Here is a 12,830-nt window from a genome sequence, read left to right on the forward strand (position 1 = left end):
TGTGAGGCTGGCAAGCCTTTTTTTGTTGAAACTTGAGTTGCAACGTTATGTACTTTTCCTTTTCAAAACTCTGTACTTCTATTTTGCACTAAACAATAAGATTGTTCTATGTAGAATCAAGAAACAAGGATATGAATTTTGGGGTAGTAAGGTGTGTTGGCGAGATAGATAAAAGGAGTTGTTAGAATGGCAATTTTCCAAGAATTCTTTTACATACCTGATGAAAATATGACGAAGATTTCCACGGGAGAAAATAAAATATTTGGTGGTGAGGTTCGTAATAACAAAGGGCAAATTGTAACACTTCTTAGACCTGTCAGCAAGTTGGAGGCTACTTTATATTATGGCTGGAAGTATAGGGATACACTTTTTAAGGTTGGTAAGTTAGGTATGGCAGGTGTAAAAAGTTATAAATCAAAGAAAAAACAAGAACCAGATGTTGTTGTGAAATTTAGAGATGCTCTACAGGTTTACCTAAATGCTGTGCGCAATGGATCGCTTACAATGGAGATAATTTCAGATGTGATGGAACATTTGGATGAACTGAAAATGCAACCTAATTTTGAAAAAATCAATATTGCACTTTCGATGGAGGATTTGGATGTGCTTTTAAATCGAATGTTTGATTATACAAAAAAACTTGCCGCAGATAATGCGATTGAACTAACCAGTTTAGAGAAAGAAACACCTTCGCAATCTGTGAATCCAATTATAAATCTGCAGCGTTGTCTTGAAACACAAAAGCGCATTTTTGAACTGGCTTCTTAGATTATAGCAAAATTGAGCAAGCTCCTTATGGAACAAATGTGACTATAGTTACTTTACTCAATGAATTGGGATATTTGAGTTTATCGTTTTATTGAAAAAAAGTTCAATCAAATTGATGTTCTTCAACTATCCGTCGCTAAAATGAAGGAAATAAAACATAAATTAGAAAAATTTAATATAAGAATTATTTATAAATATATTTAGAGCGTGTATTGATTATAACACGCTCTAATAATTTGTTCGTTTACACTGTTATTAGGATTATGTGCTATTCCTTATTTTCCAAAATTCGTCCAATCATAGGTGTTTTCTTTTTGTTTACGTTTCTTTTCTTCCGATATACTTTCTACGTTCTTTTCTTTAATAAAGCTCATGATGAATCCACAATCTTCACAAATATATTTATAGGTATCAACGGATTTATCATAACGACTAAACTCTTTATTTTCTTCAGATATTAATCTAAAGGAAATATCCCCTTTTTCTACTATTTCATTATCAATTGAGGTATTTACATCAACGTCAACATCTATATGTACATCGTCATAACCTCTTGTTCTAACCTTAACATCATTATAGGCGGTTGGATAAATATCAATATTTACATCTATTTCGTAATATCCTTTACGAAAATGTACTCCCCCACACACTAAACAACCAATCTCACTAATATTAATCACTCCCAACTAGTTATTAATATATGTATATGAAATTAATTGACTTGATAACAATAAAATTGTTTTAAGCCTAAATGAAGTAATGTACGATGGAAACAAAGAAAAGTTGGCTCAACTGGATTTCTAGATGACTAGATGAAATTATTGTTTTACCTAATGTATACCCGCACATAAATCTTATAAGAAAGTTAGCGAAGCAGAATTAAGATAACTATTTACTAACTATTTATGAAAATGATCTTACTAATAAAAAATAGTAAACATCTACAATCGCGAACGACTCCGCAGCAAGAATTGTGTTTTTTCTTTATGTTAAGCGCATTTCCTCCTACACATCCTGAATTATCATTAGTATTTATTCCTATTCTCCCCTTCGAATTAAAAAATCCTTCTATTATAATATTTAAAATTCGAAAGGATTGAACTCAGGAAAATGAATTTAACAATCGCACAATACAAAGCGCTATATGAAGAAATGTTGGAAGTGAATGAAGAAAATATTCAAGGGATGTTTGTTGTATCTAAGGAAGAAGAACTTAAAGTACTGGCAATGCAGTTTTTAATTAATAAGTGGAAAAATGAAAATTATTATGAATAAGATGCGTACTACTATGAAGATGCCGAAGTTGTTGTAGTGGAAATTCGACGGAAAAAAGAAGGGTTATACTCATTCTGAGGGCTTGGCTTTACGGGTAAGTGTACATTAGCACATATAACAGAAATTTTTGATGCAGAATCTAATGTTAGCCATATAATCTTTCTAGAAAACGAGGGAGAAATTGAAAAAGGGAAAAAAGAATTGTATTCGGCTTATGATTCTAGATATACTTATGCTGTTTGGAAACCAATAACATTTGAATTAATAGATGTCTTGTATCTAGACGAAGAACTAGATAAAAACCATAATAAACATTTACTTTATTATATAGTCACTGAGATACGTGAATTAGATTATTATAGTTTTTATGATTTTTTAAGATATTCAATATTGGAATCTATTAGATGACAGCCTAAAAGCAGTGGGAATTTTCCCTCTGCTTTTTTATATGCATTTACTTATCAAAATTAAAAATATCAACCACTTAATTATTTTGTAGATCCTCGCACACTTAGTTATGAACGTAATTTAATTCTTTCCAATATTATTTTATTTTCTTTAAAAAGCCTATTCGAATATTCAGTAACACCCGCTATTATATTTTCACCTGAATGAGCTAGTGATTAATTCACAAAAAAATATATTTTTTTTAAAAAACCTATTCGAATATCTAAAATCGCTCGCTATTATATTTTCACATGATTGAGCTAGTGGTTAATTCACAAAATATATTACTTTTTGAAATACCTATTCGAATATTTGAAATCACTCGCTATTATGTCTCTAGCTTGCAAGCACTAAAAATTTCCACGAACTGAAAGGAGCAAGATTTATGCTAACTAAAAACACACTACAAGAAAAAGTAGAACCAAACAATTTTATTGGTGAATGGATGGATTTAAAGACAGCTGCAGCCTATTTAAATGTCTCATATAAAACTTTAAGAACTTTTCAAATAATGGGTTTAGAGATTGTAGAAATCGGACGAATTCGTAGAGTTTCTAAGACTGCATTAGATAACTTTATGTATAAACATAGTATTTAACAAAAAAATCGGAGGTAAATAAGTATGACAAATAAATCAAAATATCATCCAGCAATTAAAGAATATAAATTAAAAAATGGCTCTAAATATTATCGTTTCACTGTCTACTTAGGCGTTGATCCATTTACCGGAAAAGATGCAACTGTAACTCGTAGCAAATTTCCCTCACAAAAAGCAGCTCAGGTAGCGATTGATAGACTAAAGTATGAATTTAACAACGGAAAAAAACCAGAAAACATGCGTAAAACATTTTCGGAGGTTTATGAAGAGTGGGATGTGCTTTATAAAAATTCTGGAATTGTGATGAGTACGTATTCTAAAACGGAAGGTTATTTTAACAATTATATCCTACCATTTTTTGGTCATATGAAAGTTTCTAAAATTACTGCTGATCATTGTGAAGAATTCGTCTCCAAACTTTCAAGTAAATTAAAGTATTTTCATCATATCATTAGCTATGCATCTGATGTTTTGGATAGAGCTATACGTAAGAAATACATTAACTCAAATCCATTTAATATTATCAAAATTCCGAAAGAATCAATACATGTAATTAATGAGAATTATCTAAATATCGAAAACTTAAAACTATTAACTACCCATTTACCATTATTAGATTTAAAAGTACATGCTTTACTGCGCCTACTCATTTTTACAGGAATCCGTAAAGGCGAACTATTAGTATTAAAATGGGGAGATGTTGATTTTAAAATGAAGACACTAAATATTTATGAGGCTTATTCTTATTCCAAGTATAATAATAGAAATAATGTTGGTCCTACTAAATCAAAACATAGCCGCACCATTTTTCTTGACGATATCACTCTAAATATTCTAAAACAGTGGCAACAAGAACAAAATTTACGATTAACTCAGCTTGGAATTCGAATTAATAAGCCAACTGAACAATTAATTTTTAATAACTCTGTTAATAGCTACTTAAAGTCATATTATCCAAACGAGCAACTTACAGAGGTTCTCGAGGCACTGAAATTAAAGTATATTACTGTGCATGGTTTACGACATACACATGCAACACATTTAGGTGAAGCTCATGCAGATTTTGTTGGAATTCAAAACCGACTCGGACATTTGTTAACCAAAAACACTACAACCGAACACTACTTACATGTGACAGATAAAATTAAATGGGACACTCTCAACTCTTTACTAACCTATTATAAAGAGCATGGCATCAACTGATTCAAGATGTACTATCGTAATTTTTAATAGATTTGACGAGTATTTAAACCGCTACGGAGTATAAAATTACTCCCTAGCGGTTATTTTTTTGCTTACTCTTTTGTTTGCCAAAGCTAATTTCATCACATACACTTTAATTGTAGTAAATATTACTATACCTCTTCGTCTCCGTAAGCAATAGACTGGAGGAATATATGACCAATATTAAAAGTTACCAACTAAAAAACAAAGAAACAAGATACAAATTTCACGTATATGTAGGTGTTGATCCGTTAACTGGTAAAGAACAAACGACTACACGAAGTGGATTTAAAACTAAAAAAGAAGCTAAAGAAGCTCTTCTTCAAATTCAACAAGAAATTCGTAATGGTAGTTTTCGGAAACAGGCAGTTGAAATATATCGTGACATTTATGAATTATGGATGGAACATTACGAAAATACAGTTGAAGACAGTACATTGTTAAAAACGAAGCGGATTTTCAAAAATCATATTTTACCGATGTTTGGTGACTATAAGATCGCTAAAATTGATGCAGCAATTTGCCAAAAGCATGTGAATCAATGGGCAAAAAAACTTCAGCGTTTCCGTATGGTTAAAAATTACGCTGCGTTAGTAATGAAATACGCAATCAAACATGGTTTAATTGATAAAAATCCCTTTGATCTTGTAGAAATGCCTATTATCAAATCAAAAATCAGTTTAGAGGATGAAGATGAAGAGTTTGAAAACTTCTATTCACGTGAGCAATTGATTCAATTCCTACATTGCCTAGAGCAAGATAACAATTTAAAACGAACTACCCTATTTCATCTTCTTGCTTTTACAGGAATGCGTAAAAGTGAAGCTTTTGCACTTCAGTGGAAAGACATTGATTTTGAGTCGGAAGAAATTCGAATTACTAAAGCTGTAAAACGTGGGGAATCAGGGCTATATCTGGGGCCAACGAAAAATGGTGAATCTCGAACAATTAAAGTTGATGAAAAAACGAAGAGCCTTTTTAAACAATGGAAGAGTAAACAAGTGGAAATTTATAAAGCTAAAGGATCCAGTACAAACAATAAAAAACAGCTAGTATTTTCAAATGAACTAAATGTAATACAAGATCCAAATAAAACAGTCCAATGGCTTTCATCTTTTCTTCAAAAGTATAATCTTGATTATATTACCGCTCATGGATTACGTCATACTCACTGTTCTCTCCTATTTGAAGCTGGTGCAACAATTAAAGAAGTGCAATTCAGACTTGGACATAAAGATGTGAAAACAACCTTAGATGTATATGCTCACGTTACAAAAAAAGCAAAGGCAGAAACAATCGATAAATTTACTAACTTTATTCATGAATCCAATCATGATTAATTTTCTAACAAAGGATTAACAAAGGTTAATAAGGTTTTTAATAAGGTTTCAGTCCAATTCAGGACAACTCAAAGGCATTAAAAAAGTGCCACAAACGTTGATAAATCAACATTTGTGACACTCCATGAAACTCAGTACATTTCACTGTATGGAGACGGCGGGAGTCGAACCCGCGTCCAGAAACTCCAATACTTAAGCGTCTACGCGTGTAGTCTGCCTATTTACGATTCGCGTGGCAATATGCCGACAAACAGGCGTCCTGCACGCTAGCTTGGAAATCTCTTGTTGGTGACTCAAGCGGCACCACCAACCGTATCCCACTAAAGTTGGGCCCTACGTTATCCACATGGGCGATGGATAGGCAGAGCGCTTACGAGCTTACGCTGCGAAAGCTAAATTTTGTTGTTTGCCAGTTATTATATAACTTCCGTTGATGACGGAGCCGAGACCTCCGACGCGCAGCTCAAGCTTGAACCATCCCTGTCGAATCCGTAACGTCCCCCTATATAAGAGAGATGTGTTTAAAACACATACGGCATAAAAGGCGGTGAAGCTTTAGCCTTTAGCTACTGGCAACTGTATACCTAGTATAAAACAAATTCGGAAAATCAGCAACACATCTGATTCTACCTATCTTTCTAAGATTAACCAACCAAAGAATTACACTATTCATATACCCGGAATTATCTTCGTAAAACATTAATATTGGTTTTTCGCTTTAAACACTCGTTCCATTTCACGTTTTGCTTCCGCTCACAGGCTCGCTTCGCAGAAAACAAAGGTAGACTTCTTCTGAATAAGGTTTTTATTAGAATTGGTTTTTAGCTTTAAACACTCGTTCCATTTCTCTTTTAGCTTCCTTCTTCTTCAGATCATCACGTTTATCGTAATTCTTCTTACCTTTACCTACACCGATTAACAATTTCGCGTAGCCGTCCTTGATGTACATTTTAAGAGGGACGATTGTGTAGCCTTCTTGTTTTGTACGGCCTAGTAGCTCGCTGATTTGCTTTTTGTGTAGAAGCAGCTTGCGGACACGTAATGGGTCATGGTTGAAACGGTTTCCTTGTTCGTATGGGCTGATGTGCATGTTGGAAATCCATGCTTGGTTGTTACGGATTTGAACGAAGGAGTCCTTTAGCTGAACTTTCCCTGCTCGAATTGCTTTGATCTCTGTACCTTGTAGGACCATTCCAGCTTCAATAGTTTCTTCGATGAAGTAGTCATGGTTTGCCTTTTTGTTTTGTGCTAATACTTTTCCTGCTCCCTTTGCCACGAGCGACACCTCACAATCTTAATTAGAAAAGCGAAACCGCCCTGTTAAGCCCCGAGTCGACGAAAACGCCACGTCCTGTGGCATCGTCGACATGACTCACATCGTGTTGAGCCCCAAGCTGCTTGGAAGTCCCGAATCGAAAGCTTGCTTTCGACCGAGGGAATGAAGCGACCTCGAGGGACTGGGCGGTGTAGCTAGACATTTATTCAATTTATAAAGAGGATAAAAAAAGTTTCATAGTTTCCTATCACTCGATACAAAACAATACCCCAAGTGCGAGCTGTAATCACACTTGGGCTATTTGCATTATCGTTTTTTCGTTTTTTTCTTTTTACCTTTTTTTGCTACGCCCTCGTAAAACTTTTGCTTTTGTTTTACTTTGCGACCGCCTGTGCCTGATCCGCCAGAACCAGAACCACCTGACCCACCTGATGATCTACCACCTGGTCCCTTAGATTCGCCTCGGCGAGTACGACCGTTGCCACCTTTTTCATCGCCTTCTACACGGCGACGTCCACCACGACCACCTTCACGGCCTTCGCCTTCAGCTCTTCTACCTGAGCCTGCATGAATAACCTTAGGTGCGCTTTTGCGTGTTCTGCCACCATATGATTTCACCATATCGACAACTTCAAAGTCAACAGAGGACTCCTCTATTGTAACATTTGCGACGCGAACCTTCACCTCATCACCAATACGGAAGATACGACCAGTGTGCTCACCCACCATAATCATTTGACGATCATCAAAACGATAGTAATCGTCTGTCATATTGCTGATGTGAACAAGTCCTTCAATTGTATTTGGCAATTCCACAAAGATACCGAAGTTAGTAACCGAAGATACCATACCTTCGAATTCTTCGCCGATTTTATCGGACATGTATTGCGCTTTCTTCAATGCGTCTGTATCACGCTCAGCATCTACTGCACGGCGTTCACGCTCTGACGTATGGTCGGCAATTTCATCCATTCGCTGTGCCCATTTGAAGGTTGTTTCCTTGGACACATCTCCTTCTATTAAATACGTACGAATTAATCGGTGAACGATTAAGTCTGGGTAACGACGGATTGGCGATGTAAAGTGCGTATAGTAATCCGTTGATAAACCAAAGTGACCAATTGATTCAGCGTAATACTTCGCCTGTTGCATTGAACGAAGCAACATCGTTGAAATTACTGGCTCTTCTGGCATTCCTTCAATTGCTTTTATGATTTCCTGTAACGCTTTTGGATGTACTGAATTTCCTGAACCCTTGACCACTAAGCCGAAGTTTGTAACAAACTCGAAGAAGCGTTGTAGCTTTTCTGGTTTTGGGTCTTCATGGATACGATAGATAAATGGTACGTTCATCCAGTGGAAATGCTCTGCCACTGTTTCGTTGGCAGCTAGCATGAACTCTTCAATTAGACGTTCGGCTACTGTACGCTCACGAAGAATGATATCCTGTGGCCAGCCATCTTCATCTACTAATACTTTTGATTCCTTGAAGTCGAAGTCAATAGCACCGCGTTCCATACGCTTTGATCGTAGGATTTCAGCTAATTCTTCCATATCCTTAAACATTGGCACAAGCTTTTCGTAGCGCTGGATTAGTTCCTCGTCTTCCTCTTCCAGGATTTTATAAACATCCGTATACGTCATACGTTCCACTGTTTTAATAACACTCTGGAAGATTTCGTGCTCCACTACTCGTCCGTTTTGGTCAATTACCATTTCACAGGATAGTGTTAAACGGTCAACTTGTGGGTTTAACGAACAAATCCCATTCGATAAGCGATGTGGAATCATTGGGATTACGCGATCTGTTAAATACACACTTGTCGCGCGATCATACGCTTCCTCATCGATAATCGAGCCCTCTGTAACATAGTAGCTAACATCGGCAATATGAACACCTAGTTTGTAAGTGCCATCTTCATTTTTCGTAACCGTAACGGCGTCATCCAAGTCTTTTGCATCGGCGCCATCAATTGTTACGATCATTTGGTCACGTAAATCACGGCGACCAACTAAGTCAGCTGGCTTAATCTCGTCTGGCACTTCCCCAGCAGCATCAACTACCTGTTGCGGGAACTCAGGTGGAATACCGTGCTTATAGATGATCGATAAAATATCGACACCTGGATCGTTTTTGTGCCCAAGAATTTTTGTAATCATCCCAGTAGCAGATTTGATTTCATCAGGCCAATTCGTTACTTCTACAACTACCTTATGACCATCTACTGCACCAAGAGAGTCTTCCTTTGTAACGAAAATATCCATATTTAGCTTCTTATCATCCGTTACAACAAATCCAAAGCTTCTGTTAGCCTGATATGTACCGACAAAAGTCGTTTGACTACGTTCAATAACCTTTGATACAGTACCTTCTCGTCGATCACCTGATGTTTCTTTTAATACACGAATTAGAACGATGTCACCATTTAATGCACCGTTCACCTCATGAGGCGGAATAAAAATATCATCCATTCCCGGTTCTTCAGGTGTCACGAATCCAAACCCTTTGGCATGGCCGATAAATTTCCCTTTTAGCAGGTTCATGCGTTCCGGAAGTCCATAACGATTTGCACGAGAACGTACGACTGATCCTTCGTCCTCCATACGCACAAGCGTTTTGATGAGCTCCCTGAATTCCTCTGCGTCTTCTAACCCGAGCAATTCTTCTATTTCATCCACCTTAAGTGGTTTATAGTCGTCTTGTTTCATTAAATCTAATATACGCAGCTGTAAATCATTTTTTTGTGTCATATATTTTCCCTCCTTTTTGCAATACTAAATGTACTTCCAATCGGTTATTCATTTTCCCAATCCAGCGATTGTAGAAAGTCATAAACCGTTTCATGTAATAATTGTTTTTCCTTATCAAGCGTAATGACATGCCCAGAATGCTCGAACCATTTTATATCCTTCTTTAAGGATTCCACTTCTTCATAAATAATATGAGCAGAATGAGGGTCAATAATCGCATCATTTTTAGATTGTATGACAAGAATCGGCGCATATACCATATCCAGCTCTTTTCGAACGTCTGTCACAAGGCTCTGTAGCTGTGCTAATGACGGCATTCCTTTAGATTTGATAGCCTCAACTTCTTGTTCGATTTCAGTCTCTGTTTTTCCTTCAAAACGCTTGAAATCCTTTGCATACTTAAGTACTCCCTTGAACATTAAATCAGTTGTCTTCATCGTCATCGGAGAACACATCGTTACGATTCCCTTTACCGGCTCCATTAAACTTAACTTTAATGAAAAGACACCGCCCAATGACAAGCCAACTACCGCGATTTCATCGTAACCCGCTTCTTTTAAGGTGTTGTAGCCCTTAACAACATCCTCCCACCATTCATCCGGAGACGTTTCGATGAGCTGTTCAGGTGGAACTCCATGCCCCTTGTAATGAGGTGCGTGAGATGTGTATCCCTGCTTTTCTAAAAAGCGGCCAAGCATTCTCACATCTGAAGAGCTACCCGTGAACCCATGCAAGAGTAGGACAGCCCGTTTCCCTGCTTGAAAGAAAAATGGTTTAATTTCCGCATTACGCATGTAGTCGCCCTCCAAAATTTTCTTATGTATACAATATTTTCTCTTATTATTATAAATTAAAACACATACTTCTTGCTGTATGTGAGCTTATAAATTTTATTTGGGTAGTATGTGGAGGTTGAGCTGTTTGTATTAGTTAAGCGAGTTGATTGTTTAGTTGCGAGTATTGCTGAGATACTTGCGAGTACCCGTTTTACTTGCGACTTTGGCTTGTTTACTTACTTGCAACTTTAGTTTGTTTACTTGCGAGTTTCGACTACTTACTTGCGACTTTTACTGAAATACTTGCGGACACCCGTTTTACTTGCGACTTTGGCTTGTTTACTTGCGAGTTTCGACTACTTACTTGCGACTTTTACTGAAATACTTGCGGACACCTGTTTACTTGCGACTTTTTATTATTTACTTGCGAGTTTTCCCATATTACGTGCGACTTCGAACCACTTACGTGCGACTCCCTACAAACTTACAAAAATACCCTCAACTACATAAGTTTGGCAATTTTCCAAGGTAATATAAAACGCCTAACCATGCTCGGTTAGGCGTTGTATTCTTATGGAATCAATCTATCCGTTATAATTTTACGATTGCTAAAGTTAAGATAAAGAATAAAACTGCAAGAACGATTGTTATTCTATGTAAAACTAAATCCATTCCTCTTGCCTTTTGTTTACCGAATAGCTGTTCAGCTCCACCTGAGATGGCGCCTGATAATCCTGCACTTTTACCTGATTGTAATAAGACGATTACGATCAAACCAAGGCTTACGATAACTAGTAATGTTAATAACAAAGTATGCATAACTCCACCTCCTGAAAATAGAAACTTCATTGAAAAACTTGACTTATCGCCAAGCTTTTTAGGTGATAAGCCTTCGTTGCACATATACCTATAAAAAATTTTAAAACTTTTTATAAGCCAACAAGTTACAGTATAGCAAAAATAGTAAGAAAATACAATATTCTAACGCCAAATTGATTGACAAAGCTCTATCTACTTCTATTAGCTATCTCTACCATGTAAACTTTATTTCCGAATAATTTCCGATATAGCATATTAAAAATAACTGACCTCCAGACTTAATCTACTAAAATTTACCTACTTATACTTTTTAATAGATTCACTTTATTTCTAAGTTATATAGTAGTTTTTCTCTCTCACGCCAAATTAAACTAACTTTTCAGAATTTTATTGTAATTCTGACACTATTGTCATAGAATGATAACCAAACAATCGAAAAGGGGTTACATAAGAATGAATACTTTACAAAAAGTCGGGAAATTTGCCGGAGATACTTTTGCTCTATGGGTTTTAGTTGCAGCTGGCTTTGCCATTTGGCTACCCGAAAACTTCACATGGTTAGGGAATTATATTACACCACTGTTAGGAATCGTTATGTTCGGTATGGGGATGACGATCAAGCTCACTGACTTCAAATTGATTCTTCAGCATCCCAAAGGCGTGGCTATTGGTGTTGTTTCACAATTTGTTGTGATGCCACTACTTGCCTTTGGATTAGCTAAGCTTTTTGCATTGCCGCCTGAAATCGCTGTAGGGGTTATCTTAGTAGGCTGCTGTCCAGGAGGAACTTCTTCAAACGTGATGACCTACTTAGCCAAAGGAAATACGGCCTTATCTGTAACGATTACTTCTGTTACAACTCTACTAGCACCGATTATGACGCCTGCTTTAATTTATTTACTTGCGAGCGAATGGTTACCTGTTTCATTTTCAGCAATGTTCTTGTCTGTAGTGAAAGTAGTTTTAGTTCCTATCGTATTAGGGATTTTAGCGCAGCTAATCTTTAAACCACTTGTTGAAAAAAGTGTGGCTATCTTACCGACAGTTTCTGTTATTGCCATCGTATTAATCGTTGCTGCTGTTGTAAGTGGTAGCCGTGACAGAATTTTAGAAACTGGCTTAGTCATCTTTGCTATCGTAATTTTACACAATGGTTTAGGTTATTTATTTGGTTACTTAATCGGAAAATTATTCAAGCTTGAGTATGCAGATAAAAAAGCTGTTTCCATTGAGGTGGGCATGCAGAACTCCGGTCTAGGAGCTAATCTTGCTATGGCCCACTTCGACCCAGTATCAGCCGTGCCGAGTGCAATCTTTAGCTTCTGGCACAACATCTCAGGACCAATCATTGCAACATACTGGAGCTCAAGAGCATCTCGTAAAAACAAGGATAACAATCAAACAGATATTCCAGAGGTTGTAGAAGCTTAAATTAAAAGGATTGCCGAGAAGTGTGATTACATTCTCACGGCAATCCTTTTTTATGAGAGATTACTATTATTCTAGAATAATTCTCACAATTTACATTACTTAACAATAATTTACACACCCTAAAC

Annotated in this window: 11 protein-coding genes and 1 other RNA gene; 6 read left to right on the forward strand and 6 right to left on the reverse strand. The window is 36.5% G+C overall.

All coding sequences use genetic code 11. The features are described 5' to 3' along the window. Nucleotides 1-186 precede the first annotated feature (186 nt). Nucleotides 187-768, forward strand: coding sequence for a hypothetical protein (locus BJ095_RS10605; protein ID WP_107933610.1), 582 nt, complete (start codon nucleotides 187-189; stop codon nucleotides 766-768). Between the two features lie 275 nt (nucleotides 769-1,043). On the opposite strand, the gene BJ095_RS10610 is transcribed toward BJ095_RS10605, so the two are convergent. Continuing rightward, complete coding sequence (locus BJ095_RS10610; RefSeq protein WP_146223215.1) at nucleotides 1,044-1,448, reverse strand: hypothetical protein; 405 nt, start codon at nucleotides 1,446-1,448, stop codon at nucleotides 1,044-1,046. Nucleotides 1,449-1,878: 430 nt separating this feature from the next. Here BJ095_RS10610 and BJ095_RS19060 point away from each other — a divergent pair, with 430 nt between their 5' ends. The 4 genes from BJ095_RS19060 to BJ095_RS10625 all read left to right on the forward strand — a co-directional run bounded on the left by BJ095_RS19060 (nucleotide 1,879) and on the right by BJ095_RS10625 (nucleotide 5,652). Beyond that, the gene (locus BJ095_RS19060; RefSeq protein ID WP_181418044.1) at nucleotides 1,879-2,043 is read left to right on the forward strand and encodes a hypothetical protein; all 165 of its coding nucleotides are present in this window, start codon (nucleotides 1,879-1,881) and stop codon (nucleotides 2,041-2,043) included. A gap of 832 nt (nucleotides 2,044-2,875) precedes the next feature. Next, nucleotides 2,876-3,088: a MerR family transcriptional regulator gene (locus BJ095_RS10615; RefSeq protein WP_107933614.1), complete on the forward strand. Its 213-nt coding sequence runs from the start codon at nucleotides 2,876-2,878 to the stop codon at nucleotides 3,086-3,088. Between the two features lie 24 nt (nucleotides 3,089-3,112). Next, nucleotides 3,113-4,291 carry a tyrosine-type recombinase/integrase gene (locus tag BJ095_RS10620; RefSeq protein WP_107933616.1) on the forward strand — a complete coding sequence of 393 codons (1,179 nt, stop codon included), beginning with the start codon at nucleotides 3,113-3,115 and terminating at the stop codon, nucleotides 4,289-4,291. Nucleotides 4,292-4,485: 194 nt separating this feature from the next. Beyond that, the gene (locus BJ095_RS10625; RefSeq protein WP_107933618.1) at nucleotides 4,486-5,652 is read left to right on the forward strand and encodes a site-specific integrase; all 1,167 of its coding nucleotides are present in this window, start codon (nucleotides 4,486-4,488) and stop codon (nucleotides 5,650-5,652) included. Between the two features lie 146 nt (nucleotides 5,653-5,798). Here the strand turns inward: BJ095_RS10625 and ssrA are convergent. From ssrA to secG, 5 genes are all read right to left on the reverse strand, one after another. Continuing rightward, nucleotides 5,799-6,154, reverse strand: a transfer-messenger RNA (tmRNA) gene (gene ssrA, locus BJ095_RS10630). Between the two features lie 306 nt (nucleotides 6,155-6,460). After that, entirely contained in the window at nucleotides 6,461-6,928 is a 468-nt protein-coding gene (smpB, locus tag BJ095_RS10635; protein ID WP_107933620.1) for an SsrA-binding protein SmpB, read from the reverse strand. A gap of 306 nt (nucleotides 6,929-7,234) precedes the next feature. Then, on the reverse strand, nucleotides 7,235-9,679 hold the full coding sequence (gene rnr / locus BJ095_RS10640; protein WP_107933622.1) for a ribonuclease R: 2,445 nt from the start codon (nucleotides 9,677-9,679) through the stop codon (nucleotides 7,235-7,237). A 44-nt stretch (nucleotides 9,680-9,723) separates the two neighbouring features. After that, complete coding sequence (locus BJ095_RS10645; protein ID WP_107933624.1) at nucleotides 9,724-10,473, reverse strand: alpha/beta hydrolase; 750 nt, start codon at nucleotides 10,471-10,473, stop codon at nucleotides 9,724-9,726. Nucleotides 10,474-11,046: 573 nt separating this feature from the next. Next, nucleotides 11,047-11,274, reverse strand: a complete 228-nt coding sequence (gene secG, locus BJ095_RS10650; RefSeq protein WP_107933626.1) for a preprotein translocase subunit SecG — start codon at nucleotides 11,272-11,274, stop codon at nucleotides 11,047-11,049. A 453-nt stretch (nucleotides 11,275-11,727) separates the two neighbouring features. On the opposite strand from secG, the gene BJ095_RS10655 reads away from it, so the two are divergent. After that, nucleotides 11,728-12,705 carry a bile acid:sodium symporter family protein gene (locus tag BJ095_RS10655; RefSeq protein ID WP_107933628.1) on the forward strand — a complete coding sequence of 326 codons (978 nt, stop codon included), beginning with the start codon at nucleotides 11,728-11,730 and terminating at the stop codon, nucleotides 12,703-12,705. Nucleotides 12,706-12,830: the final 125 nt, after the last annotated feature.

Source organism: Ureibacillus chungkukjangi (genome assembly GCF_003217295.1).
GTDB lineage: Bacteria > Bacillota > Bacilli > Bacillales_A > Planococcaceae > Ureibacillus > Ureibacillus chungkukjangi.